The 25,128-nt window shown below is 68.5% G+C and carries 18 protein-coding genes; 12 read left to right on the forward strand and 6 right to left on the reverse strand.

Going from position 1 to position 25,128, the window contains the following annotated elements:
* Positions 1-11: 11 nt before the first annotated feature.
* Genes WI697_RS15340 through WI697_RS15350 form a run of 3 tightly spaced genes read right to left on the reverse strand, consistent with a single transcriptional unit; the run spans position 12 to position 3,036 of the window.
* Complete coding sequence (locus WI697_RS15340; RefSeq protein WP_345959044.1) at positions 12-1,544, reverse strand: tripartite tricarboxylate transporter permease; 1,533 nt, start codon at positions 1,542-1,544, stop codon at positions 12-14.
* Between the two features lie 18 nt (positions 1,545-1,562).
* Positions 1,563-2,030 (reverse strand): tripartite tricarboxylate transporter TctB family protein, encoded by a 468-nt coding sequence (locus WI697_RS15345; protein WP_062768133.1) that lies wholly within the window; start codon positions 2,028-2,030, stop codon positions 1,563-1,565.
* 4 nt (positions 2,031-2,034) lie between these two features.
* Positions 2,035-3,036 carry a Bug family tripartite tricarboxylate transporter substrate binding protein gene (locus WI697_RS15350; protein ID WP_345959045.1) on the reverse strand — a complete coding sequence of 334 codons (1,002 nt, stop codon included), beginning with the start codon at positions 3,034-3,036 and terminating at the stop codon, positions 2,035-2,037.
* A gap of 306 nt (positions 3,037-3,342) precedes the next feature.
* Between WI697_RS15350 and WI697_RS15355 the strand changes: the two genes are divergently transcribed.
* From WI697_RS15355 to WI697_RS15365, 3 genes are read left to right on the forward strand one after another with little or no spacing between them, the layout of a single operon-like run.
* On the forward strand, positions 3,343-4,017 hold the full coding sequence (locus WI697_RS15355) for a response regulator transcription factor (protein WP_062768139.1): 675 nt from the start codon (positions 3,343-3,345) through the stop codon (positions 4,015-4,017).
* A gap of 10 nt (positions 4,018-4,027) precedes the next feature.
* On the forward strand, positions 4,028-5,416 hold the full coding sequence (locus WI697_RS15360) for a sensor histidine kinase (protein WP_345959046.1): 1,389 nt from the start codon (positions 4,028-4,030) through the stop codon (positions 5,414-5,416).
* Positions 5,417-5,424: 8 nt separating this feature from the next.
* Positions 5,425-6,513 (forward strand): ABC transporter substrate-binding protein, encoded by a 1,089-nt coding sequence (locus WI697_RS15365; protein ID WP_345959047.1) that lies wholly within the window; start codon positions 5,425-5,427, stop codon positions 6,511-6,513.
* A 20-nt stretch (positions 6,514-6,533) separates the two neighbouring features.
* Here the strand turns inward: WI697_RS15365 and ubiG are convergent, their stop codons facing one another.
* Entirely contained in the window at positions 6,534-7,286 is a 753-nt protein-coding gene (ubiG, locus tag WI697_RS15370) for a bifunctional 2-polyprenyl-6-hydroxyphenol methylase/3-demethylubiquinol 3-O-methyltransferase UbiG (protein ID WP_345959048.1), read from the reverse strand.
* A 221-nt stretch (positions 7,287-7,507) separates the two neighbouring features.
* On the opposite strand from ubiG, the gene WI697_RS15375 reads away from it, so the two are divergent.
* The 8 genes from WI697_RS15375 to WI697_RS15410 all read left to right on the forward strand — a co-directional run bounded on the left by WI697_RS15375 (position 7,508) and on the right by WI697_RS15410 (position 18,664).
* Positions 7,508-8,728 (forward strand): aspartate kinase, encoded by a 1,221-nt coding sequence (locus tag WI697_RS15375; RefSeq protein ID WP_014743894.1) that lies wholly within the window; start codon positions 7,508-7,510, stop codon positions 8,726-8,728.
* 192 nt (positions 8,729-8,920) lie between these two features.
* Positions 8,921-11,191 carry a phosphoenolpyruvate--protein phosphotransferase gene (gene ptsP, locus WI697_RS15380; RefSeq protein WP_345959049.1) on the forward strand — a complete coding sequence of 757 codons (2,271 nt, stop codon included), beginning with the start codon at positions 8,921-8,923 and terminating at the stop codon, positions 11,189-11,191.
* A 271-nt stretch (positions 11,192-11,462) separates the two neighbouring features.
* Positions 11,463-12,650: a helix-turn-helix domain-containing protein gene (locus WI697_RS15385; RefSeq protein ID WP_345959050.1), complete on the forward strand. Its 1,188-nt coding sequence runs from the start codon at positions 11,463-11,465 to the stop codon at positions 12,648-12,650.
* A 152-nt stretch (positions 12,651-12,802) separates the two neighbouring features.
* Positions 12,803-13,942 (forward strand): flavodoxin-dependent (E)-4-hydroxy-3-methylbut-2-enyl-diphosphate synthase, encoded by a 1,140-nt coding sequence (gene ispG / locus WI697_RS15390; protein WP_062768154.1) that lies wholly within the window; start codon positions 12,803-12,805, stop codon positions 13,940-13,942.
* 65 nt (positions 13,943-14,007) lie between these two features.
* Complete coding sequence (gene hisS / locus WI697_RS15395; RefSeq protein WP_345959051.1) at positions 14,008-15,252, forward strand: histidine--tRNA ligase; 1,245 nt, start codon at positions 14,008-14,010, stop codon at positions 15,250-15,252.
* A gap of 10 nt (positions 15,253-15,262) precedes the next feature.
* On the forward strand, positions 15,263-16,351 hold the full coding sequence (gene prfA, locus WI697_RS15400) for a peptide chain release factor 1 (RefSeq protein WP_014743899.1): 1,089 nt from the start codon (positions 15,263-15,265) through the stop codon (positions 16,349-16,351).
* Entirely contained in the window at positions 16,348-17,244 is an 897-nt protein-coding gene (prmC, locus tag WI697_RS15405; protein ID WP_345959052.1) for a peptide chain release factor N(5)-glutamine methyltransferase, read from the forward strand. Before prfA ends, prmC begins: the two co-directional genes overlap by 4 nt.
* Before the next feature lie 196 nt (positions 17,245-17,440).
* Positions 17,441-18,664 (forward strand): DUF4167 domain-containing protein, encoded by a 1,224-nt coding sequence (locus tag WI697_RS15410; RefSeq protein ID WP_345959053.1) that lies wholly within the window; start codon positions 17,441-17,443, stop codon positions 18,662-18,664.
* A gap of 101 nt (positions 18,665-18,765) precedes the next feature.
* On the opposite strand, the gene WI697_RS15415 is transcribed toward WI697_RS15410, so the two are convergent.
* Positions 18,766-19,536: an MOSC domain-containing protein gene (locus WI697_RS15415; protein ID WP_345959054.1), complete on the reverse strand. Its 771-nt coding sequence runs from the start codon at positions 19,534-19,536 to the stop codon at positions 18,766-18,768.
* A 240-nt stretch (positions 19,537-19,776) separates the two neighbouring features.
* Between WI697_RS15415 and clpB the strand changes: the two genes are divergently transcribed.
* The gene (gene clpB, locus WI697_RS15420) at positions 19,777-22,374 is read left to right on the forward strand and encodes an ATP-dependent chaperone ClpB (protein ID WP_345959055.1); all 2,598 of its coding nucleotides are present in this window, start codon (positions 19,777-19,779) and stop codon (positions 22,372-22,374) included.
* A gap of 128 nt (positions 22,375-22,502) precedes the next feature.
* Here clpB and WI697_RS15425 read toward each other — a convergent pair whose 3' ends face one another.
* Positions 22,503-23,876, reverse strand: a complete 1,374-nt coding sequence (locus WI697_RS15425; RefSeq protein ID WP_231889514.1) for a M23 family metallopeptidase — start codon at positions 23,874-23,876, stop codon at positions 22,503-22,505.
* Between the last annotated feature and the right edge of the window lie 1,252 nt (positions 23,877-25,128).

Raw genomic sequence — 25,128 nt, forward strand, 5'->3', positions numbered from 1 at the left:
GTCGTCCAATATCACGCCGGCCGTCCGTCTGCGCCCGAGGTGTCCACGGTCGGCGCCGTCGCCCGCTTCAGCCGCCGGCCCAGCACCAGCGGCATCACCGCGACCAGGGCGGCCGCGATCCAGAGCACGATGGAGATGGTGCTCTCGAACAGGATGCCGATATCGCCGCCGCTGATGGCGAGCGCATTGCGCAGGTTCACCTCCATCACCCGGCCGAGCACGAAGCCCAGGATGATCGGCGCCATGTCGAAGCCGGTCTTGCGCAGCAGCCAGCCGGCCATGCCGATGCCCAGCATCAGCAGCACCGAGAAGGCGGAGGCGTGGGTGGAGTAGACGCCCACGATCGACAGCACCAGAATGCCCGGCACCAGCACCCAGTTGGGCACCGTCAGCACCCGGGTGAAGATCCGGACCAGCGGCAGGTTCAGGGCCAGCAGCAGGATGTTGCCGATGAAGAGCGAGGCGATGAGCCCGCCGACGATTTCCGGCCGGTCGGTCATCAGCGTCGGGCCGGGCTGGATGTTGTAGAGCATCAGCGCGCCCAGCATCACTGCGGTGGTGCCGGATCCGGGCACGCCCAGGGTCAGCATGGGCACGAAGGCGCCGCAGGAGGTGGCGTTGTTGGCGGCTTCGGGGGCGACCAGCCCGCGCGGATCACCCTTGCCGAAACTGCCGTCGCGGTCCGAGATCCGCTTTTCGGTCATATAGGCGATGGCGCTGGAAACCGAGGCGCCGGTGCCCGGCAGCACGCCGACCACGAAGCCGATGCCGCTGGAGCGCAGCGCCGTGCCGATGCCGCGACGGATGTCGGAAAGCCGCGCGGTCATCCGCCCCAGGCCGCGGATGATTTCCGCGCCGGCCGCCTGTTTCTCCAGCAGGATCAGCGCTTCCGAGATCGAGAACAGGCCGATCACGAGGACGACGAATTCGATGCCGTCGCCGAGTTCCGGCTCGCCGAAGGTGAAACGATAGGCGCCCGAGGTGGCATCCAGCCCGATGGTCGCCAGCATCAGGCCGAGCACGCAGCCGATCAGGGTCTTCACCGGCCGGGCGCCCATCATCGAGCCCAGGGTCGCGAAGGCGAAGACCATCAGCACGAAATACTCCGCCGGGCCGAAGCCGGTGGCGAGACCGGCCAGGACCGGTGCGAACAGGGCAAGGCCGGTCGCGCCGATGATGCCGCCGGTGAACGAGGCGAGGCCGCTCAACATCAGCGCCTCGCCGGCCCGGCCCTGGCGGGCCATGGGATAGCCGTCGAGCGCCGTCATCACCGCGCCGGCATCCCCCGGCACGTTGAGCAGGATCGAGGAGATCCGTCCGCCATACTCGGCCCCGCAATAGATGGCGGCGAGCAGGATCATGGTGCTCTCGGGCGGCAGGCCCATGGTGTAGGCGATGGGCAGCAGCAGGGCGATGCCGTTGATCGGGCCGATCGCCGGCAGGGCGCCGATCATGGTGCCGAGAAAGCAGCCGATCAGGCCGATCAGCAGGTTCTGGAGGCTGAGCGCGACCGAGAACCCGTCCCAGAGATAATCGAAGGACATGGGTGATGAACTCCCCTCTCAGCCGAAGATGGCGCCGGTCGGCAGATAGACCTCGAGTGCGGCCACGAACACCGCCCACCAGAGGGCGGCATGCAGCACGCCGCCGAAGGCCGCCCTGACCCATCCGGCGCCGAAGACGCGGGCGACGCCGGCGGTCAGGACGAAGATCGCGACCGGGAAGCCCAGCGGCTCCATCAGCAGGACGGATGCAACCGCCAGCGTCGGAATGGCCAGCGTGCGGCCGAGCAGGGCCCCTTTCGGCAGCTCCTCGGCACCTTCGGGCCGGCGCGCGAACAGCAGGGCAAGGACGGCAAGCGCGATGGCGAGGGCGACGGGGAAGACGCGCGGCCCCAGCGGATCGGAGGCGAAGGCATAGTCGATCCGCGCGCCGATCAGGCCATAGGCGATGGCGAGGAGAAAAAGGCAGGCCGCAGCGACCCTGCCGGTGGGCAGGTGGCCGCGGCCGGAACCGGTTGAGCCGCTCATGGCCTCACATCCCGGCTTCAGCGGCGATCTGCTTGAAGCGGGTGACGTCGGCCTGAACCTTCTTCTCGAAATCCGCGCCCAGCAGGGTAAAGGGGTAGAGCCCGCGTGCGGTGCGTTCCGCTTCGAATTCGGGGGTCTTCGACAGGGCCGCGAACTGGTCCACCCACCAGCGATAGTCCTCGTCCGACACGTCGTGGCCGATATAGTAGCCGCGCCAGACCGGCCATTCGATGTCGATGCCCTGTTCGCGCGCCGTCGGTACCCCGGCCAGTTCCCCCGGCAGGCGTTCCGGTGCCATCACCGCCAGGATGCGCACCTTGCCCGCCGCATGATGGCGGGCCATCTCGGCCGCATCGCCGGCACCGATGGCCACATGGCCGCCTTCAAGCGCCGTGAGCACCGCGCCGCCGCCCTCCAGCGCCACATAGCGCATGTCCCGGGCCGGATGGCCGGCAGCCTTGGCCAGCATCACGCCCTTCATCCAGTCCTGCGAGCCCACCGCGCCGCCACCGGCGACCGGGAACTTCGTCGGATCCTTGGCATAGGCGGCGATCAGTTCGGCCAGGGTCTGATAGGGCGAGTCGGCGGCCACCACCAGCACGCCGTAATCGGCGCCGAGCGCGCCCACCCACCGCACGGCAGTCTCGTCATAGCGGCCGAACTTACCCTGGGCCAGCAGCAGGGCCGAGCCCGAGGATGCGGCCGAGACCAGATTGGCGTCGGTGGCGCGCTTGCCGATCACATGGTTGTAGGCCACGGCGCCGACGCCGCCTTCCATATAGGTCACGATCATCGGCTGCGAGATCAGCTTCGCCTGAAGCATCGCATTGGCGATCAGCCGGCAGGTGAGATCGAACCCGCCACCCGGCTTGGCGCCGGCCAGACATTCCGGCCGGTCCGGTGCGGCCATGGCCGGCGGGGCCAGGGTCGTGGCGGTGATGGCGAGGCCGAACCCGAGAAGGGGCAGCAGGGTGGCGATCTGGCGGCGCGGGGCGTTGCGGGGCATCTTCTGGTCTCCGATTGTCCGGATTTCTGGCAAGGAGGGCCCGTTACTCTCCACGATCGTGAAGAGATCAAGACATGCAGAGGCAAATGCAGCTCCGATAATTGTGGGGCTGCAGATGCTTTGATTGATGATTTTTGGGAAAACTAGGTCTTTGCCGCGTCGGGCAACATGATATCCTCCCCTTCATCTTCTGACGGATCCGTCTCTGCGGATTGTCCTGCATGATGGCGGGCGAAACTGTCAGGATCCTGTCTGACACCGGAGATCCTGAAACGGGTCGGAAGTTCTCGCGGGAAGGGAATGCCCATGCGCATCCTGCTGGTGGAGGATACTCACGATGTCGGCGAGGCGATCTGCCGGCGGTTCGAGGCGATCGGTCACAGTGTCGACTGGGAGACGGACGGCACGGCGGCGGCCGAGATCCTGGACTTCACCGACTACGCGCTGGTGATCCTGGATGTGATGCTGCCCGGGCTCGACGGCTTCGAGATTCTGCGGCGGCTGCGGCGGGCCGGGAACACCACGCCGGTGTTGCTGCTGACGGCGCGATCCGAGGTGGAGGACCGGGTGGGCGGGCTCGACCTCGGCGCCGACGACTATCTGGTGAAGCCTTTCGACTTTCGGGAACTCGAGGCCCGGGCCCGGGTGCTGATGCGTCGCACGGCGGGCGAGGCGACCAATCTGCTCACCTGCGGTGATGTGATCATCGACCGGGCCGCCCGTCAGGTGCGGCTCGGCACCCGCGAAATCCCGCTCAAGCGCCGGGAGATGACCCTGCTCGAACTCTTTGCCGCCCGGCCCGGGCGGGTCTTCGGCAAGGACGAACTGCTCGACCAGCTGTTCGGCTTCGGCGAAGGGGCGAACCCGAACGCGATCGAGCTGTATGTCGGCCGGCTGCGCAAGAAGCTGGAGGGGGCGAAGGTGCGCATCGTAACCGTGCGAGGGGCCGGCTATCAGCTGGTGACCGATGACCCGGTCTGAGACGGGGGAGATGCGCCCCTCTCTCGCATCCAGACTGATGCTGCGCATCGGTGTTCTGGTTGCGGCCGGTGCGGTCATTCTGGTCACGGCCGCCTGGTATTATGCCCGGGCGGCGGCCGACGATGCCTATGACCGGCTGCTGGTCGGCGCCGTGCTGCAGATGACCGAGAGCCTGGCGGTGGAAGAGGGCGAGCTTACTGTCTCCCTGCCGGTTTCGGCCTTCGAATTGCTGGGGCTGGCGGGCCAGGACCGGATCTTCTATCGGGTGATCGACACCGCCGGCCGCACGCTGACCGGCTATGACGATCTGGCGGTTCCGCCGGGGGCCGCCGGGGTGATGGGTGATCAGCCTCTGGTCACCGGCGGCCGCCATGGCGGGGAAGCGGTGCGGATGGCGGTGGCCGCGCGTCGCCTGACCGACCCCGCCATAAGTGGTACGGCGCGGGTGGTCGTGGCACAGACCGAGCGGGCCCGCCGGGACCTCGCCCGTGAACTCACGCTTCGGGTGGTCGGACTGGTGGTGGTGATGGCGGCGGTGGCGGTGGCCGGCACCATGCTTGCCATCCGCTACGCGCTCCGCCCCGTGCGGGGCATGGGTGAGGCGCTGGGCCGGCGTGACCCCCATGACCTGACGCCACTCTCGCCCGAGGTGCCGCGCGAACTTGCGCCCTTCGTCGGCTCGATCAACCATTTCATGGGACGGCTGGATCAGCGGGTGGGCGGGTTGCAGCGCTTCATCGCCGATGCCGCCCATCAGATCCGCACCCCCTTAACGGCGCTCTCGGCCCAGCTGGACCTGCTGGAGCCTGCGGTCGCGGGAGAGGACGGGCGCCGGCATCTCGCCCGGGTGCAGGACCGGCTGCGCGAGCTGTCGCGGCTGACCAATCAGCTGCTGAGCCATGCCATGGTCATTCATCGGGCCGATGTGGTGCAGCTGAAGGCGGTCGATCTGGTCGATGTCGCCCGGCGGGCCTTCCGCTCGGCGATCCCGATCACCATCGATCACGACACGCTCGTCTCCTTCGACGCGCCCCAGGGCCCGGTGATGGTGCTGGGCGATCCGGTCAGCCTGCGCGAGGCGATCGCCAATTGCATCGACAACGCCCTGACCCATGGTGTCGTCTCGCGGCTGGAGGTGCGGGTGGTGGCCCGCGACGGCCGGGCGATGATCGAGGTGGAGGATGACGGCCCGGGCATCCCGGCGGAGGACTGGCCGCATATGCTCCAGCGCTTCGCCACCACCCGCGCCGGCGATGGCGGTACCGGCCTCGGCTTCGCCATCGCCGCCGAGGTGATGGCGGCCCATGGCGGAGAGCTTGGTTTTCGCCGGCTTGAGGCGGGTGGTTTCGTGGTGGTTGCGGCCCTGCCGCAGCTGGCGGCCAGGGGAGGGCAGGCATGATCCGCCGGATGTCCGCGATCATCGCGCTGGCATGGGCCCTGCTGGCGGCCGCACCGGTGGCGGCCCTTGAAGGCGAGACGGTGGTCTTCGCCGCCCCGACGGTCGAGACCGACCGGCTGGTCATCCATGCGGCGACGGATGTGGCGGCGATGGGGCCACTGATCCGGGACTTTCAGGCCCGCAATCCCGGTGTGACGGTCGATTATATCGAATATGTCAGCAACGACCTTCAGGCGGCGGCGATCGCTGCCTGTACGGCCGGCGAACCGCTCGGCGATCTGCTGATCTCGCCCTCGGTCGACCAGTTGCTGAAGCTCGCCAATGACGGCTGCGCGCTGGCCCATCTCTCGCCCGAGACCGAGCGGGTGCCCGACTGGGCCAACTGGCGCAACGAGGTCTTCGGCTTCTCGATCGAGCCTGCGGTCTTCGTCTACAACGCCCGGCTGGTGCCGGAGGCCGAGGTGCCGCACACCCATGTCGAACTGGCCGATCTTCTGCGCCGGCGGATCGACCGCTATGCCGGCCGCGTCGGTACCTACGACATCCGGGTCTCGGGCATCGGCTATCTCTTCGCCTTCAATGACGCCCGCCAGACCACGACGATTTTCGGCCGGCTGCTGGAAAGCCTGGGCCGCGCCTCGGCGGTGGTGCGCTGCTGCACATCGGAAGTGGTGGCCGAGGTGGCGGCGGGCCGGCTGCTGATCGGCTACAACATGCTCGGCTCCTACGCCTATGCCGCAGCCCGAACCGACCCGGCGCTCCGGGTGGTGGTGCCGGCGGATTACGCGCTGGTGCTGGCGCGCGGCGCGCTCATCCCCGCCCATGGGGTACGGCCGGATCTCGCCCGGCGCTTCCTCGACTACCTGCTGTCGGCCCGCGGCCAGGAAGTGGTGCGGAACGAGGCCTTCTTTTTCTCGGAAACCGGCCCGATGCCCGCGGGCGTCGCCGGTCCGCGGGCGCTGGATGATGGCGGCATCGCCCGACCGATCCGGATCGGCCCGGCCCTGCTTGCGGTTCAGGACGCGGCCCAGCGCCGCCGCTTCATTCGCGACTGGAGCCGGTCGATGGTGGAGATGGGGGTGCCGCCCGCGCCATGATCCCGGCTGCGACCGTGTCCTCAGCCCGGCTTGCGGGCGGCGATGAAATAGTTGATGCCGAGCGAACCGCCGACCTGCCAGCCGGCGGCCGGATCCCGGTTCAGCCCCACAGCCTCGAACGGCCTCAGCCCGGCATTGCGCAGGCCGCGGGCGAGTTCAGATGGGCGCAGGAATTTGCGCCAGTCATGGGTGCCGCGCGGCACCCAGCGCAGCACGTATTCCGCCGCCACGATCGCGCCCAGGAAGCTCTTGGGCGTGCGGTTGAGCGTCGAGGCAATCAGCACGCCGCCGGGCTTGAGCAGCCGGGCGGCGCTGGTGAGGAAGAGGTCCGGATCGGCGACATGCTCGACGATCTCGAGCGTGAGCACCACGTCGAAAGCCTCGGTCTCGCCGGCGGCAACCAGATCCTCGACCGCGGCCGCACGATAGGCGATGTCGAGCCCGGCATCGGCGGCATGGGCGGAAGCGACGGCGATGTTGCGCGCCCCGGCATCGAGACCGGTCATCCTTGCGCCGAGCCGTGCCAGCGGTTCCGAGACCAGGCCACCGCCGCAGCCGATATCGATGATCGCAAGCCCGTCGAGCGGGCGCATGCCGTCGACCGCCCGGCCCAGGGCCTTGCACACCGTGTCCCGGATATAGCCGATCCGGGCCGGGTTGAGCGCGTGGAGCGGCGCGAAGGGCCCGGACGGATCCCACCATTCCTCCGCCATCCGGGTGAAGGTGTCGATCTCGCGGGCGTCGACGGTTCCGGTGGCGGGGGCAGGGGTCATGACCTGAATTTTCCTCGGGCTCGGCATCGGCTGGATCACCGGTGCGCATCCTTGCACGGCCCGGCAGGGGAGAGTATGAATATGCGCCCTGCAAGCGACAAGGGCTTGACGGCGGCGGCATTCGCGGAAACGGCCCGAAAAAAACGGCCCTCACACCAGAAAACGGCCCTGGTCCCTTGCCTTGCCCGGCGGGATCGGCCGACACGACGGAGCGGACCCACATGGCGCGCATCGTGATGAAGTTCGGCGGCACTTCGGTCGGCGACATCGAGCGGATCAAGAATGTCGCCAGGCGCGTCAAATCCGAGGTGGATGCCGGCAACGAGGTGGCCGTGGTGGTCTCGGCGATGGCCGGGACGACCAACCAGCTGGTTGCCTGGTGCCGTGAGGCCGATCTGGTCCACGATGCCCGCGAATACGACACCGTGGTCGCCTCGGGCGAGCAGGTGACCGTCGGCCTGCTGTCGATCGCCCTTCAGGCGATCGGCGTCCATGCCCGGTCGTGGCTGGGCTGGCAGATCCCGATCCGTACCGACGATGCCCATGGCCGCGCCCGGATCGAGGCGATCGAGGGCGGCGAGCTGATCGCCCGCATGGGCCGCGGTGAAGTGCCGGTGGTCGCCGGTTTCCAGGGCGTTTCGCCCACCGGCCGTATCACCACGCTCGGCCGTGGCGGCTCCGACACCTCGGCCGTGGCGCTGGCTGCGGCCCTCAAGGCTGACCGCTGCGACATCTACACCGATGTCGACGGCGTCTACACAACTGATCCGCGCATCGTTGCGAAGGCGCGGAAGCTTGATAAGATCACGTTCGAGGAAATGCTGGAGATGGCCTCCCTCGGAGCGAAGGTCCTGCAGACCCGCTCGGTCGAGATGGCCATGAAGCATGGTGTACGCGTACAGGTTCGCTCCACCTTCTCGGACGCGCCCGGCACCCTGGTCGTTGACGAGGACGAGATCATGGAACAGAAGCTGGTGAGCGGCATCGCGTACAGCCGCGATGAGGCCAAGATCACCCTGGTGCGTGTGCCCGACCATCCGGGCATTGCGGCACATGTCTTCGGCCCGCTTGCCAAGGCCGGTGTCAATGTCGACATGATCGTCCAGAACGTGTCGGAAGACGGCCGGGCGACCGACCTGACCTTCACGGTCGGCAAGGCCGATATGGAGCGGGCGCTGAAGGTGCTGGACGAGGCCCGGGCCGAGATCGGTTGCGAGCGCGTCGACAGCGACCCCAATGTGGCCAAGGTTTCGGCCATCGGCGTCGGCATGCGCAGCCATGCCGGCATCGCCTCGCAGATGTTCGACGCGCTGGCGCGCAAGGGCATCAACATCATGGTGATCTCGACCTCCGAGATCAAAATCAGCGTGCTGGTGGCCGAGGAGTACACCGAGCTGGCGGTGCGCGCCCTGCATGCGGAGTACGGTCTGGATGCCGCTTGATCGGCCGGCTGTGCGGCCCGGGACGACCGGCCGCCCAAGGCTTGACCATATCTGGCACCGCGGCACCTCGCCCGCGGGCGCGCATGATGCCGGCCGGGACGATGGCGCATCACGGATCTCCGTGCGCCATCCGGCCCCGGCCCGGCGGCGCGCGACCCTCGGACGTCACCGCCTGACCCGCGCGGACGGAACATGAGCGCGCCGGCGTCGGCCATCCCGGGACCGCGCCGCCTGCTCAGGCGGCTGCGCGACGTCATGGCCGCGCCCGGGACTGCGCAGTCCCGTCTCAACCAGGTCGTGCTGGTCATTGCGGCCGACATGGTCGCCGAGGTGTGCTCGATCTACGTCCGCCGCGCCGGCGATGTGCTCGAACTCTTCGCGACCGAAGGTCTCAATCCCGAAGCCGTCCACAAGACCCGGCTGCGGGTGGGTGAGGGCCTGGTCGGCCACATCGCTGCCCAGGCGAGCGCGCTCTCGCTCTCCGATGCGCAGTCGCATCCCGATTTCGCCTACCGGCCCGAGACCGGCGAAGAGATCTACCACTCCCTGATGGGCGTGCCGATCCTGCGCTCCGGCCGGGTGGTGGGCGTGCTGGTGGTGCAGAACCGCACCCGGCGCAATTATGCCGAGGAGGAGCTCGAAGCCCTCCAGACCGTCGCCATGGTCCTGGCCGAGTTGATCGGCGCCGGCGATCTGGTCAACCCGTCGGAATTTCTGGAAGCCGAGGGCAATGCCACGCTGCCGCAGCGCGCCGAAGGCGTGCGGCTGGCCGATGGCGTCGCCATGGGCATTGCGGTGCTGCATCGCCAGGCGATCGAGGTCCGCCAGCTGGTGGCCGAAGACCCCGAGGTCGAGGCCGAGCGGCTTGCCGACGCGCTGGAGCGGCTCAGGGCCTCGGTCGACCGCATGCTGGCCCGGCCGGACATCGCCATCGGCGGCGAGCATCGCGAGGTGCTCGAGACCTATCGGATGTTCGCCCATGACCGGGGCTGGATCTCGAAAATCAACGACGCCATCCGCAACGGCCTGACGGCCGAGGCCGCGGTCAAGCGCACGCTCGACGACATGCGTGTCCGGCTGAACGCCTCGGGCGACCCGTATCTGCGCGAGCGGGTGCTGGACCTTGAAGACATCGCCGGCCGGCTGCTCGGCCTGCTGAACGGCGAGCCCGAGCCCCAGACCCGCGAGCTGCCCGACGACATGGTGGTCGTGGCCCGCGCCATGGGGCCGGCGGAGCTGCTCGACTACGACCGCACCCGCCTGCGCGGGCTCGTGCTGGAGGAAGGCTCGGCCACCGCGCATGTGGCGATCGTGGCCCGGGCGCTCGACATTCCGGTTCTGGGCCGGGTGGACGGGGCGTTGAGCCGCATCACCCCCGGCGACCCGGTGATCGTCGATGCCGACAACAACCAGCTGATCATCCGGCCGGGCGAGGATGTGGTCGATGCGGTGCAGCTGACGCTGGCCGCCCGGGCGGAACGCAAGGCCGCCTTCGCCGCCCTGCGCCACATGCCGTCGATCACCCGCGACGATGTGCGGGTCAACCTGCTGATGAATGCGGGCCTGCTTGCCGATATGGGCATGCTGGCCGAAAGCGGCGCCGAGGGGATCGGTCTCTACCGCACCGAATTGTTCTTCATGGTGCGGTCGCAGATCCCCGATGTCGCGGCGCAGGCGGATCTTTATGCCCGCGTGCTCGACCAGTCGGGGGAGAAGCCGGTCTATTTCCGGACCCTCGATGTCGGCTCGGACAAGCAGCTGCCCTATTTCAACCACCGCCCGGAAGAAAACCCGGCGATGGGCTGGCGTTCGCTGCGCCTGACGCTCGACCGGCCGGCGATGCTGCGCCGCCAGGTGCGGGCGCTGCTGATGGCGAGCGCCGGCCGGCAGCTGAACATCATGTTCCCGATGGTCGCCGAGGTGGCGGAATTCGATGCCGCCCGCCGGCTGGTGCAGATGGAAGTGGCGCGGGCCCGCCGCCAGCAGCAGCGCCTGCCGTCCCAGGTGCGGGTGGGGACGATGCTGGAAGTGCCGGCGCTGGCCTGGCAGCTGAAGCCGCTGCTTGAGCGGGTGGACTTCATCTCGGTCGGCTCCAACGACCTGCTGCAGTTCTTCTTCGCCTGCGACCGCGGCAATCCGGAGTTGGCCGACCGCTACGACCTGCTGTCGCCCGCGGTGCTGGGCTTCCTGCGCAATCTGGTCGATGCCTGCGCCCGGGCCGATGTGGAGCTGTCGCTGTGCGGCGAAATGGCCAGCCGACCGCTGGAGGCGATGGCGCTGATCGGTCTGGGGTTCCGCCGGATGTCGATGCCGGCCGGCGCGATCGGGCCGGTGAAGGCGATGGTCCGCAGCCTCGATCGGGGCCATCTCGCGTCCTATATGGCCACGCTGCTCGATCTGCCCGACCACTCGGTCCGCGATCGGCTGATGGCCTTTGCCCACGATCACGGTATCGCGATCTGAGCCCGGTTTTCACTGGTTTATCCCAGGCTTGCGCTTCGGGCCGGCGGGCCCGCCATCCCAGCCCTCCCCTTGCACTCGGGCGCGACGGGGAGTAGGGTCTGCGCAATTCGGCACCGCAAAAAAGACAGGGTGCGTCCGCTGCGCACCGCCATCCGGCCGGGCCGGCGGCGATGATGTCCGCATTGACGGCTGCCTGCCCCTGCCCCACCTTGAAACTCACGCGGGTGCCGCCCGCATCCTGACCCTGCGACCGGAGCGATCGAGACAGCCGATGGCGCGCCAAACGTCCAACAGCAGCCGCCTGCACCTCTACGACGTGAACGCCGGAGAGGCCGGAGGGTCCGGTGGCGGCCCCACCGGCGGATCCGGCGACTATGCCGGTGTCGGCGCGCTGTTGAAACGCGAGCGCCTGCGCCAGGGGCACGACATCGCCCAGGTCGCCGACCAGCTGCGCATCCGTCGCCTCTATCTCGAGGCGCTGGAGGAAGGCCGCTATGCCGAGCTGCCGGCGCCTGCCTATGTGATGGGCTTCCTGCGCTCTTACGGCGCCTTCCTCGGCCTGGATGTGCCCGAGCTGCTGCGTCGCTACAAGGCCGAGGGGCAGCATGTGCCCCAGACCAACACGCTCGATTTTCCGACGCCGGCCGAAGAAGGCCAGATGCCGCGCTTCACGGTGATCGTGGTCGCCGTCGTGCTGGCCGTGATCGCCTATGGCGGCTGGCGCTATTTCGGCGAGACCCCGAACCAGATCGCCGACACCGTCGCCGAGGTGCCGGCCTATCTGCTCCAGTCGGGTGGCGAGGGGCGTGATGCCGCCCAGGTCGGCGCCGGCACGACGGCCGGGCAGACGGCCACCACGGCCGACGACCGCGCCGCTGCCGAGGTGACCGATCGCCAGACCGACGAAGCCGAGACCGCCGATGCCGCATCCTCGGCGGCGGCACCGGTCACCTCGTCGCCGGCAGCCCCGTCATCAACGACCCCGGCTCCCACGACCTCGGCACCCACGACATCCGCCCCCGCAGCGCAGGCCCCGGCGCCTGCGCCGACTGCGACTGCCCAGGCTCCTTCTGCCCAGGCGCCTTCTCCGGCTCCTTCTGCATCGGCCCCGTCTGCGTCGGCTCCTGCGGCCCAGGCTCCGGCAGCCCAGTCTCCTGCCGCGTCGACGCCGGCACCCGCGGCGCCGGCCTCGGGCAGTGGCATTCGTATCGTCGCCACCGCCGACAGCTGGCTGCAGATCCGTGCGCCCGGTGGTGGCACCGTGTTCAGCCGCATCCTGCGGGCCGGCGAGACCTACGACCTTCCGCCCGAGGCGGCCGGCGCCAGCATGATCACCGGCAATGCCGGCGGCATCGAGATCCAGGTCGACGGCCGTACCCTGCCGCCGCTCGGGGCGGCGGGTGTCGTGAAGCGCAATATCGTTCTCGACCGGCAGGCGCTGCAGGCCGCGGCGGGCTGAGCGGCCGGGACGGGGGCTGTATCCCCGGCCCCGCCGCCCTGGCCCGGCTCCATGAGGCTTGCCGGGCATGGCCGCGGCTGATAAGTCCTTCAACGTCCGGCATCCGCGGCCGATCTGCCGTCCGCGGGCCATGATCAGCGACGGAAGCCATCATGACCGTCAGAGCCTATCGCCATATCGAGCGGCGCCAGAGCCGCAAGATCCGGGTCGGTCCGGTCGAGGTCGGCGGCGACGCACCGATTTCGGTGCAGACCATGACCAACACCCAGACCCCGGATGTGGAAGGCACGCTCGATCAGATCCGTCGCGCGGCGGAGGCCGGTGCCGATATCGTACGAGTGTCCTGCCCCGACGAAGACTCGACCGCGGCGCTGAAGCAGATCGTGGCCGGCAGCCCGGTGCCGATCGTTGCCGACATCCATTTCCACTATCGCCGCGCCATCGAGGCGGCCGAGGCGGGGGCGGCGTGCCTGCGCATCAACCCCGGCAATATCGGCTCGGCCACCCGCGTGCGCGAGGTGGTGAAGGCGGCGAAGGATCACGGCTGTTCGATCCGCATCGGCGTCAATGCCGGCAGCCTGGAGCGGGAACTGCTGGAGCGCTATGGCGAGCCCTGCCCCGAGGCGATGGTCGAAAGCGCGCTCAACCACATCCGCATTCTTGAAGAGAACGACTTCTTCGAAACCAAGATCAGCGTGAAGGCCTCCGACGTCTTCCTGGCGGTCGCGGCCTATCAGGGCCTGGCGGAGGCCTGCGACTACCCGCTGCATCTGGGCATCACCGAGGCGGGTGGTCTTCGCTCCGGTACGGTCAAATCCTCGATCGGCCTCGGCATGCTGCTCTGGTCGGGCATCGGCGACACCATCCGGGTCTCGCTCTCGGCCGATCCGGTCGAAGAGGTGAAGGTCGGCTACGACATCCTGAAGAGCCTGGGGCTGCGCCGGCGCGGGGTGACCATCGTGTCCTGCCCCTCCTGCGCCCGGCAGCGCTTCCAGGTGATCGACACGGTCGCAAAGCTGGAAGACCGGCTGGGCCACATCACCGTGCCGATCTCGCTGTCGGTGATCGGCTGTGTGGTCAACGGCCCGGGCGAGGCGCGCGAAACCGAGATCGGCGTCACCGGCGGCGGCGGCCATCATCTGGTCTATATCAACGGCGCACCCGACCATAAGGTCGGCGACGACCGGTTGATCGACCATATCGTCGAACTGGTCGAGGCCCGCGCCGAGGCGATCGCCGCCGGTGACACCGCCATGACCACGCTGAAGCGGAAGGTCGCAGCCGAGGGCTGACCCCGGCGACCCTGCACCTTTCCTTCCCGGACATCCCAGAACCTGCCTGACGGAGACCCCCAGCCTTGGCCAAGCTGCAGCCGGTGCGCGGCACCCACGACATCCTGCCCGACGAGATGCCGCGCTATCGCAATGTCTTCGATGCGGTGGCCCATGTCGGCGCCACCTACGGCTATGGCGAGATCGCGACTCCGATCTTCGAATTCACCGAGGTGTTCAAGCGCACCCTGGGCGACACGTCGGACGTGGTGACGAAGGAGATGTACACCTTCGCCGATCGCGGCGGGGAGGGGTTGACGCTCCGCCCCGAGGGCACGGCCGGTGTCGCCCGGGCGGTCATCTCGGGCGGACTGCTGCAGCAGGTGCCGCTCAAATATTTCTACCGCGGCCCGATGTTCCGCTACGAACGCCCGCAGAAGGGCCGCATGCGGCAGTTCCACCAGATCGGTGTCGAGCTGCTGGGCGTGCCCGAACCCAGCGGCGATATCGAAGTCATCGCCCTCGGCGCCGATATTCTCGACCGGCTGGGCGTGCTGGGCGACACCATGCTCGAGATCAACACGATCGGCGACATGGAGAGCCGCAACGCCTATCGCATGGCGCTGGTCGCCTATCTGGAGGGCCATATCGACCGCCTCTCCGATGACAGCCGCGAGCGGCTGCACCGCAATCCGCTGCGGGTGCTGGACAGCAAGGATGCGGGCGACCGCGAGGTGGTGGCGAACGCGCCGCGTTTCGACGACTACCTGACGCCCCATGCCGCCGATTTCTTCGCGACGGTCCTGGCCGGGCTCGACCGGCTGGGCATCCCCTACCGCCGCAATGTCTATCTGGTGCGCGGGCTCGACTATTACTGCCACACCACCTTCGAATTCGTGACCGACCGGCTGGGCGCCCAGGGCACCGTGCTCGCCGGCGGCCGCTATGACGGGCTGATCGGCCAGATGGGCGGCGCCGAGACCCCGGGCGTCGGCTGGGCGGCCGGTGTCGAGCGGCTGTCGCTGCTGGCCGAGCCGCCGGCTGCCGCCATCCGTCCGGTGGCGCTGGTGCCGCTGGGTCCGGCTGCCGAGGCCGAGGCGATGGTGCTGGCGCGCCGGCTGCGTAAGGCCGGTGTCGTGGTCGATCTCGGCTATGGCGGTAATCTGAAGAAGCGCATGAAGCGCGCCGACCGTGTGGGTGCTGCCCAGGCGGTGATCTTCGGTGATGACGAGCTTGCCCGCGGTGCCGCCCAGCTGAAGAGCCTGGACGACGGCGCCCAGACCGAGGTGGCGCTCGCCGATCTCGTCGACCGCCTGGCCGCGCGGGGCTGACCCTCAGGTCATGTCGCTTCAGGCCAAGCTCGATCAGGTCCTGCGTCGCCACGAAGAACTGGCGGCACGGCTCGCCGACCCGGCGATTGCCGGGTCGGGCGATTATGTGCGCCTGTCCCGCGAATTCGCCGGGCTCGACGAACTCGCCCAGGCCGTGCGCCGGCAGCGGGAGGTGGCGCGTGAACTGGCCGAAGCGCGTGTGATGGCCGGCGATCCGGCCGCCGATGCCGAGATGCGGGCGCTGGCCGAGGAAGAGTGCCGGAGCCTCGAGGCCGAGTGCCAGGCGCTGGACCGCTCCGTCCGGGTGATGCTGCTGCCGCGCGACGAGGCCGATGACCGCAGCGCCATCCTTGAAATCCGTGCCGGCACCGGTGGCGAAGAGGCGGCGCTGTTCGCAGCCGATCTCTTCCGCATGTATCAGCGCTACGCCCAGGAGGCCGGCTGGCGGGTCTCGCTGCTGCAGGCGACGGAGAGCGACCTCGGCGGCTTTCGCGAAGTCGTGGCCGAGATCGAGGGGGCGGGCGTCTATGGCCGGCTGAAATTCGAGAGCGGCGTCCACCGGGTGCAGCGTGTGCCCGAGACCGAGGCCCAGGGCCGCATCCACACTTCGGCGGCGACGGTCGCCATCCTGCCCGAGGCGGAAGAGGTCGACATCGCCATCGATCCGGCGGACCTGAAGATCGACGTCTTCCGGGCAAGCGGTGCCGGCGGCCAGCACGTGAACACCACCGACAGCGCGGTTCGCATCACCCATCTGCCGACCGGCATCGTGGTGGTGCAGCAGGACGAGCGCTCCCAGCACAAGAACCGGGCGAAGGCGCTCAAGATCCTGCGCGCGCGGCTGTTCGAGCAGGCCCGCGATGCGGCGGCCGAGGCGCGCGCGGCAGAGCGGCGCGGCCTGGTCGGGTCCGGGGACCGGTCCGAGCGGATCCGGACCTACAACTTCCCCCAGAACCGGGTCACGGATCACCGCATCGGCCTCACCCTCTATAAGCTCGACAAGGTGGTGGCGGGCGAGGCGTTGGGTGAGCTGATCGAGGCGCTGGTGACCGAGGATCAGGCCGCCCGGCTGGCGGCTTTGGACGAGACCGGCGCATGAGCCCGGCCGGGGGCGGGGACGCAGACGCCCTGCGTCGGATGCTGACGGCCCGGCTGGCCGAGGTCGCCGGCGCGGATGCCGGGCTGGAAGCGCGGATGATCGTGGAGCGGGTGACGGGGCTGGATGCGGCCGGCCTGCTGACCCGCGGCGACCAGCCGGTTTCGCCCGATGCGCGTGCCGCGGCGGAGGCCATGCTTGCCCGGCGGCTTGCGCGTGAGCCGCTGTCTCAGATCCTCGGCACCCGCGGCTTCTGGACCATCGATCTCGACGTCACCGCCGATGTCCTGACCCCACGGCCCGATACCGAGACCCTGATCGAGGCCGTGCTGGATTTCGTCGATGCCGATGGCCGAGGCCGCGGCCAGCCCTGGCGGATCCTGGATCTGGGCACCGGTTCGGGCTGTCTGCCGGCGGCCCTGCTCAGCGAACTGCCCGAAGCGCAGGCGGTTGCGGTCGACCGTTCCGAGGCTGCCGCGCGGGTGGCCCGGAGCAATCTGGCGCGAATTGCGCCCGGCCGCGCGGTGGTGGTGGTCGGCGACTGGGCGACGGCGCTTTCGGCCGCACCCGGCCACGTATTCGACTTGATCGTGTCGAACCCGCCTTATATACCTACCAGTGAAATCCGGGCCCTGGATCCGGAGGTTGCGCGGCACGAGCCACATCTTGCCCTTGATGGCGGTGATGATGGTCTCGAGGCATATCGGGTGCTGGCACCCGTGATTGCACGCCTGCTGCACCCCGAAGGGCTCGCATGTGTGGAAGTCGGACGAGGACAGGCGCGGGATGTGGAGCGCCTCTTCGGCGACCTGGGATTGACGACATCCGTAAGGAATGATCTGGGCCGTATCGGACGCTGCGTGACCGCGCGGCATGCCGGAGCGGTGGCGCCCTGAGCCACACGGATCCCTTGGGCAGGTCGTCCGCAACCGGCGGACACCGTGTTGCCCCGGATCCGATCGGCCGCCCTTGCGGAGCGGTTACACGAGTATTTGCCACCTGGCACATCGACGGCCCGTTCGGCCGTAACACAGAACAGATAGGACGGCTTGGACTGACATGAGGAACGGCCCGAATTCCAAGCGGACGCGCATGGGACGGCAGCAGGGCGGTGGCGGCGGTGGTGGTCGCCCCCGGCCGCAGCAGCCGGTCAACCGCAACCGGATCTTTGAGAGCAACGGCCCTGCCGGCAAGATCAAGGGCAACCTGTCCCAGGTCATCGATCGTTATCTGGCTGCGGCCCGTGATGCGTCGAGTTCGGGCGACCGGGTGCTGGCCGAAAGCTGCCTGCAGCATGCCGAGCATTATCTGCGCCTGATGAACGGCACCCAGGACGAGAACCGCACCGACCGGAGCCCCGTTCAGGACCGGTTCTCGCGCCCGGGGACCGAAACGGACTCCGACGAGGACGAGACCGAGACCGGCGACGCCGAGGGCGAGGACGAGGCCGCCGAGCCGGCGGAGCGCCCGAGCCGTGGCGACCGCTATGAGCGCGGCGATCGTGGCGAGCGTTTCGAGCGTGGCAGCCGTTTCGATCGCGGAGACCGTGATCGGGGTGACCGCGCCGAGCGTGGCGATCGGCCCGAACGTGGTGACCGACCTGAGCGCGGTGACCGGTCTGAACGTGGTGATCGGCCCGAACGTGGTGATCGCTCCGAGCGTGGTGACCGGCCCGAGCGTGGTGACCGGCCCGAGCGTGGTGACCGGACCGACCGGGGTGATCGCGATGACGAGCGGGGCGGTCGCCGTCGTCGCGGCCGTCGCGGCAATCGTGGCGAGGGCCGCGATGAGCGTGACACCGAGCGCGGTGGCGAGAGCGATCTGTTCGGTGGCGAGCAGCCGCGTGAACGGCGCCCGGCCGGCGATCTGACCCCGGCACCGCAGCCGGTTGCCGAGCAGCCGGCCCCGGTGGCCGAAAAGCCTGCACCGGTTGAAAAGCCTGCGCCTGCTGCCGCGGCACCGGTTGCCCCGGCGCCCGCCGCTCCGGCCCCTGCACCTGCCGCTCCGGCACCTGCGACGCCGGCGCCCGTTGCTTCGGCACCTGTCGCTTCGGCACCGGCGGCCGAACAGCCGGCCGAGCCGGCACCTGCTCCGCGTCGCCGGACCGCCAAGGCCGCCGAGGCTGCGGCAGCCGAGGCCGGAGAGGCCGAGGCGCCCAAGCCGCGCCGCACCCGCCGGACCAAGGCCGAGATGGCCGCGGCCGCGGAAGCGGCTGCCGCCGAGGGGGCTGCACCGGCCGAAAAGCCGGTCCGCAAGCGTGCGACCACCACCCGCACCCGCCGCAAGGCGAGCGAGGGTGAGGGCGAGGCCGGCTGACGAGCCCGGCCGGCTGCCATTGCTGCCTGAACGAACGCCGCTGTCGGGATGACCGACGGCGGCGTTCGTGTATCCGGGGGGCAGGCCTCGGTCGGGGCGGTTCAGCGGATGGTGATCGGATCGCCGGCGCGGATCGTGCCGGGGCGGGTCACGACGGTGAAGACGCCGAATTCCTTGTGGCCCTGGGTCGAGGAGAGGGCCGGCAGGACCTCCAGATCCCGGATGGCGGTACCCGGGCGGACATGGGTGGCGGCACAGCGAATGACCGGTGCCACCGCCTCGACGGCGACCTCGCCGATCTCGATGGTGCGGCCGATCAGGTCGCGCTCGATCCAGGGCTCGCCGAAATCGGCAACCAGATTATTGCGGAACCGCAGCGGATCCAGCGCCTCGGGCGCAAGCCCCATGGCATGAGCCAGCGCCCGGCCGCTCGCCAGATTGGTGATCGAGAGCATCTGGCGTTCCTTGTCGGTGAACGAACCCGTCCCTGCCTTGACCAGCATCGGCGCCTTGGCCGGGGGCAGGTCCAGATGGCGCGCGACCAGCTGGCCGGCGCGGACCCCGAAATCCGGGTCGTCGCCCTGGCCGGCGATGGCCTCTCCGTCGGGCAGGGTCAGTACCAGCCGGTCGGTTTCCGTGTCGTAGCGACAGGCGATGGCGGCCATGCGCGGTTCGGTCACCATCACGTGGAAGGCCGCCTTGGGGCGCCATTCGGGCTGGAACGGATTGGGCTGCGTGCCGATCTTCGCAAAGGCGAAGCGGCGGTCGGCGGGCAGGCCGGCGCCGGTTTCCAGCCGGGCTTCCGTCAGCCGGTCCACGGACAGGCTCTTCACGGGGAAGCGGTTGATGTCGATCAAGGCGCCGTCGGCCATCCCTCGGTCTCCTGGAAGGGCAGGTCAGATCCGCATCATAGCGATGCATGAAGATGGTGCGAGGCGATCTTGCACGACTGTTGCCGGTTCACCACATGGGATGTGGGCCGGGGACAACCGGTCCGCCCGGTGGCCGGCCGCAGCAGCGGAGGATCGCCGGGGCAGGTCGGTCGGTGCCGTCGCCACGCAAGCCAGGGACGCGCGCCATTCCATCGGACGATCGTCGAGGGACGCCACGGCATGAATATCGAGAGCTATACCGATCGGGCAAAGGGTTTCCTCCAGGCCGCCCAGCAGCTGGCGCAGGGCCGGGGGCATCAGCAGTTCACGCCCGAACATCTTCTGAAGGTCCTGGTCGATGACGAGCAGGGCGTGGGGCTGGGTCTGGTGCAGGCCGCGGGCGGTGACCCCGCGAAGCTGCGCGAGGCGACCGAGCGCGCGCTCACCCGTCTGCCCAAGGTCGAAGGCAGCGGTGCCGGCCAGCTTTATCTGGCGCCGGATACCGGCCGCGTGTTCACCGAGGCCGAGGCCCTGGCCAAGCGGCTGGAAGACGAGTATGTCGCGGCCGAGACCCTTCTGCTCGCGCTCGCCCTGGTCGACCGGACCGAGGCGCAGAAGGCGCTGGCATCGGCCGGTGTGAAGCCGCAGGCGCTGGAGGCCGCGATCCGCGATATGCGCAAGGGCCGTAAGGTCGACAGTGCGCAGGCGGAGCAGGGCTATGACGCGCTCAAGAAATATGCCCGCGACCTCACCCAGGCGGCGCGGGACGGTAAGCTCGACCCGGTGATCGGCCGCGACGAAGAGATCCGCCGCACCATCCAGGTGCTCAGCCGCCGCACCAAGAACAATCCGGTGCTGATCGGCGAGCCCGGCGTCGGCAAGACCGCCATCGTCGAGGGGCTTGCGCTGCGCATCATCAATGGCGACGTGCCCGAGAGCCTGCGCAGCAAGAAGGTGCTGGCGCTGGATCTGGGGGCGCTGGTCGCCGGTGCCAAATATCGGGGTGAGTTCGAAGAGCGGCTGCGCGCCGTGCTGCAGGAGATCGACGCGGCGGCGGGCGAAGTGGTGCTGTTCATCGACGAACTGCACACGCTCGTCGGGGCTGGTGCCGCCGAAGGCTCGATGGATGCCTCCAACCTTCTGAAGCCCAAGCTGGCCCGCGGCGAACTGCGCTGCATCGGCGCCACCACGCTCGACGAGTATCGCAAGCATATCGAGAAGGATGCCGCACTCGCCCGGCGCTTCCAGCCGGTGATGGTCGAAGAGCCGACGGTGGCCGAGACCATCTCGATCCTGCGCGGCCTGAAGGAGCGCTACGAGCTTCATCACGGCGTGCGGATCACCGATGCCGCGGTGGTGGCGGCGGCGACGCTGTCGAACCGCTACATCACCGACCGTTTCCTGCCCGACAAGGCGATCGACCTGGTCGACGAGGCGGCGAGCCGGCTGCGCATCGAGATCGAGAGCAAGCCCGAGGCGATCGACGAGCTCGACCGCCGGCTCATCCAGTTCAAGATCGAGCGTGAGGCGCTGAAGCGCGAAAGCGATCAGGCGTCGAAGGACCGGCTGGTCAAGCTGGAAGGCGAGATTGCCGGGCTGGAGAAGCAGACCGCCGACATGACCGCATCCTGGAAGGCCGAGAAGGGCCGCCTGGAAGGTGTGCAGAAGCTGAAGGAGGAGCTGGACCAGCTGCGGCTGGAGCTTGCCAACGCCCAGCGGCGCGGTGACCTGGCCAAGGCCGGCGAGCTGGCCTATGGCCGGATCCCCGAACTGGAGCGGAAGCTGAAGGCAGCCGAAGAGCAGGTGAAGAGCCGCCTGCTCGACGAGGCGGTGACCGATGGCCATATCGCGGCGATCGTCTCGCGCTGGACCGGCGTGCCGGTGGACAAGATGCTGGAAGGTGAGCGGGCCAAGCTGCTGCGCATGGAGCAGGTGCTGGGCGAGCGCGTCATCGGCCAGGCAGAGGCGGTCGCGGCGGTCTCCGAGGCCGTCCGGCGTGCCCGTGCCGGGCTGCAGGATCCCCGCCGGCCGATCGGCTCCTTCCTGTTCCTTGGCCCGACCGGCGTCGGCAAGACCGAGCTGTCGAAGGCGCTGGCGCAGTTCCTGTTCGACGACGACGCGGCGCTGCTGCGCATCGACATGTCGGAGTTCATGGAGAAGCACGCCGTCTCGCGGCTGATCGGCGCCCCTCCGGGCTATGTCGGCTATGACGAAGGTGGTGTGCTGACCGAGGCGGTGCGCCGGCGTCCCTATCAGGTGATCCTGTTCGACGAGGTGGAAAAAGCCCATCCGGACGTGTTCAACGTTCTGCTGCAGGTGCTGGACGACGGCCGGCTGACCGATGGTCAGGGACGGACGGTCGACTTCACCAACACGGTCATCATCCTGACCAGCAATCTGGGCGCCGAGGTTCTGGCGGGCCAGGAACCGGGTGCGCCGGCCGAAGACGTCCGGGCGCAGGTGATGGCGGTGGTCCGTGCGGCCTTCCGTCCGGAATTCCTCAACCGGCTGGACGAGATCATCCTGTTCCACCGGCTCGGCCGCGAGCATATGGGCGGGATCGTCGACATCCAGATCACCGATCTGGTCAAGCGGCTGGCCGAACGGCAGATCGGCTTCGATCTCAGCCCCGCAGCCCGCGACTGGCTGGCCGATGCCGGCTATGACCCGGTCTATGGTGCGCGGCCGCTGAAGCGGACCATCCAGCGCGAGGTGCAGAACCCGCTTGCGCGCATGGTGCTGGAAGGCCGGCTGCCCGAGGGCTCGACGGTTCGGGCGGATGTCCGGGACGGCGCGCTGGTCTTCGAGACCAGCACGCCTGAAGCGGCGGCGGCCTGATCGGCATCCCGGGACCAGACGTAAAGAAACCCCCGCTCGAGCGATCGGGCGGGGGTTTTTCGTTGCGGTCCGGGCGGGCGCTTCCAGCTGGTCGCGGTCCGGGCGGGCGCTTCCAGCTGGTCGCGAAATCACTCGGTGGAGCGGCCCGGCGTCGCCGTGGTGGTGCTGGCCAGGGTGGCCGAGGCGCCGCGCAGGCTCGCCACCTGCTTCTCGACCTGGGCGACCGTCTGGCGGAACTTCTTCAGCTCGGCAGCGGCGAGGGTGCGGCCGACCGGCAGCTTGATGCTCTTCGGGTTGACCTGCTTGTTGTTCACCAGCACTTCGTAATGCAGATGCGGTCCGGTGGAGCGGCCGGTGGTGCCGACCGCGCCGATCACCTGACCCTGCTTCACCTTCTGGCCCGCCCGGACGTTGATCCGGCTCATATGGGCATAGGCGGTGGAGTAGGTGCCGTTGTGGCGGATGCGGACATATTTGCCATAGCTGCTGAACCAGTCGGCCTTTTCGACCACGCCGTCACCGGCGGCCATGATCGGGGTGCCGGTGGGGGCGCCGAAATCCACGCCCTTGTGCATCTTGGTGTAGCCGAGCAGCGGATGGCGGCGGGCACCGAAGCCCGAGGTCAGACGGGCGCCCTCGATCGGGGTCTGCAGCAGGGCCTTGCGCACGCTCTTGCCGTTCGGATCGAACCAGTCGTCATCGAAACGGTAGAGGGTCAGTGACCGGCCGCCGACCACCAGGGTCGCCGCCAGCACGTCGCCATTGCGGATCGCGCGGCCCTGTTCGTCGACCATGCGCTCATAGAGCACCTCGAACCGATCGCCCGGCTGAATGTCGCGCTGGAAGTCGACGTCGTAGGAGAAGGGCTTGATCAGCTCCGACACCATAGAGACCGGCAGGTCTGCCGCGGCAGCTGCTTCGTACAGGCTGGAGCGGATCTCGCCGGAGGCCAGCGCGAGCTGACGGTTCAGCTCCTTGCGCACCTCGACGGCGGTGAAACTGGTCTGCAGGCCGCTGCGTTCGATGCGGATCTGACGCTCGGCGTCGATCGCCATCTGGAAGCTGGTCACCGGGCCGCTGCCGCCACCCGCCCGCTGGCGCGGGAAGGTCAGGGTGACTTCCTGGCCGACCTTCAGGCTGCGCGGGTTGAACACCTTGCGCATCGAATCGACCAGCGCATAGGCGTCTTCCTGGGCGACGCCGTTGCGGACCAGAAGGTCGATGATCGTGTCGCCACGTTCGACGGTCGCCGTGCGGATGATGGGGCCCATCTCGGCGGCATTGGTCGAGGGCGTCAGGGTGCGCAGTTCAAGGCGTTCGTCGAGCAGGCGGCGGGTCAGGGTATCGGGCGCTGCAACCGGGGCCTGGTTGCGGAGCGTCATGTCGAAGGGATCGAAGCTGTTCACCAGCGGGTCGGCGAAGGCGACATATTCGGCGGCTGTGGAAGTTCCGGGTGTGGTGAGAAGCGTCACCCCCATGATTGCCGCGACGGCCGCAGCCATCGTCCTGCCCCACAGGTTTTGTCGCACACCAAGCCCGTCGGTGGTGAACCGCATGAAGTCGCCCCTTTGAGTTTGAACCCGCTCTTGTCGCGTGCTCCCGACCTGCCGGTACCGCCTGTCCGACATTCCGGTCGAGATGCGTCGCCCGATCACTTTGGACTTGCCTCTTTCTGGCCGATCTTCGTGATCCCGTGTCCGCTTCCAGCCGGCATCCGTATCATCCACGTCCCGGGGCCCGGCATCCGTTCACTGACCTTACAGATCATCCATCAAACGATGACATATCTTGCATGCGGTCAGTCAATTGACGTCAGACCGAGTCTCCGGAAGGAGAACCGGGCGTGAAGCGATTCGATCGGATGCCTGCCGACTTGTCGAAACGACCCGGAGGTCGGTTCCAAGCTGTTGCCGATACCGGCGCCAGCGCGGAAAGCGAACAAAAGGCTCACGACTTTGTTTTCGATTTTTTGCCACTGTGCCCAAGCGCAGGCGGGGTGTCAACGGGATGTTGGGCGCGATGGCCGGGGCAGGACGTCGCAGCCGCGATGCAGGGCAAGATAGGAAAAAAGCCATGTATCGTTAACCACTTGGATACCTCACTTCATGTGGTGCTGCATGCCGCGATGCGGTGCGGAATATGAAGGGGTTACGCGCGCGGGCGCCCTCGCGCTCGTGCACGAGCATGGATTGGACCGTCGGGGTCTCCGCGGAACCGTGCTTCGACGGGTGCCGTATCCGGTGGTCCGGTCTCCGGATGGTCACGCGCATGATCGGGCCCCGCGGGGCGGAAGACCGCCGGATGTGTCGCAGGCGGCCCCGAAAAAATGCCGGTGCCGGAAAAAAATCGCAGAGGCTTTGCCGGGCGGCCGGGAAACCGGCGGGAAGAGCGATGGATGATCTCTCATGATTTCAAGGGGATGTCCGGCAGGCTCAGGGGCGTCGCGAAAACGTCATCGAAGTGTGTTGACAGGGGGGCCGGATCCCCATATAAACCGCCCCACACCGACGGGCACCGCGGACGACGCGGCGCCGGGCGGGGCTGAAAAGCCAGAGAATACAGCCTCTTAAACGAGGCAGGCCCTTAAGAAGGGCAGGCGCCCGAGGGTGCCGCGGGGCGGGAACGCTTCGTCTGGATCTTTGACATTGTGAAACGGATCGGAAGGGATGCGAGGGCGGCGGTCGTCGATCTTAGGACTTTAAGAACGACTGACCGATGAGCGCCTTGGCATCTCGATATGACCTTGTGCCTAGA

This window comes from Tistrella mobilis (assembly GCF_039634785.1).
GTDB lineage: Bacteria > Pseudomonadota > Alphaproteobacteria > Tistrellales > Tistrellaceae > Tistrella > Tistrella mobilis.

Coding starts and splice junctions, on each gene's coding strand:
- WI697_RS15415 (WP_345959054.1), bottom strand. CDS start 19,536: ATGGCCGACGGCGCCTTGATCGACATCAACCGCTTCCCCGTGAAGAGC.
- prfA (WP_014743899.1), top strand. CDS start 15,263: ATGTCGCTTCAGGCCAAGCTCGATCAGGTCCTGCGTCGCCACGAAGAA.
- ispG (WP_062768154.1), top strand. CDS start 12,803: ATGACCGTCAGAGCCTATCGCCATATCGAGCGGCGCCAGAGCCGCAAG.
- WI697_RS15345 (WP_062768133.1), bottom strand. CDS start 2,030: ATGAGCGGCTCAACCGGTTCCGGCCGCGGCCACCTGCCCACCGGCAGG.
- WI697_RS15385 (WP_345959050.1), top strand. CDS start 11,463: ATGGCGCGCCAAACGTCCAACAGCAGCCGCCTGCACCTCTACGACGTG.
- WI697_RS15350 (WP_345959045.1), bottom strand. CDS start 3,036: ATGCCCCGCAACGCCCCGCGCCGCCAGATCGCCACCCTGCTGCCCCTT.
- WI697_RS15365 (WP_345959047.1), top strand. CDS start 5,425: ATGTCCGCGATCATCGCGCTGGCATGGGCCCTGCTGGCGGCCGCACCG.
- WI697_RS15410 (WP_345959053.1), top strand. CDS start 17,441: ATGGGACGGCAGCAGGGCGGTGGCGGCGGTGGTGGTCGCCCCCGGCCG.
- WI697_RS15355 (WP_062768139.1), top strand. CDS start 3,343: ATGCGCATCCTGCTGGTGGAGGATACTCACGATGTCGGCGAGGCGATC.
- clpB (WP_345959055.1), top strand. CDS start 19,777: ATGAATATCGAGAGCTATACCGATCGGGCAAAGGGTTTCCTCCAGGCC.
- WI697_RS15375 (WP_014743894.1), top strand. CDS start 7,508: ATGGCGCGCATCGTGATGAAGTTCGGCGGCACTTCGGTCGGCGACATC.
- prmC (WP_345959052.1), top strand. CDS start 16,348: ATGAGCCCGGCCGGGGGCGGGGACGCAGACGCCCTGCGTCGGATGCTG.
- WI697_RS15360 (WP_345959046.1), top strand. CDS start 4,028: ATGCGCCCCTCTCTCGCATCCAGACTGATGCTGCGCATCGGTGTTCTG.
- ptsP (WP_345959049.1), top strand. CDS start 8,921: ATGAGCGCGCCGGCGTCGGCCATCCCGGGACCGCGCCGCCTGCTCAGG.
- ubiG (WP_345959048.1), bottom strand. CDS start 7,286: ATGACCCCTGCCCCCGCCACCGGAACCGTCGACGCCCGCGAGATCGAC.
- WI697_RS15425 (WP_231889514.1), bottom strand. CDS start 23,876: ATGGCTGCGGCCGTCGCGGCAATCATGGGGGTGACGCTTCTCACCACA.
- WI697_RS15340 (WP_345959044.1), bottom strand. CDS start 1,544: ATGTCCTTCGATTATCTCTGGGACGGGTTCTCGGTCGCGCTCAGCCTC.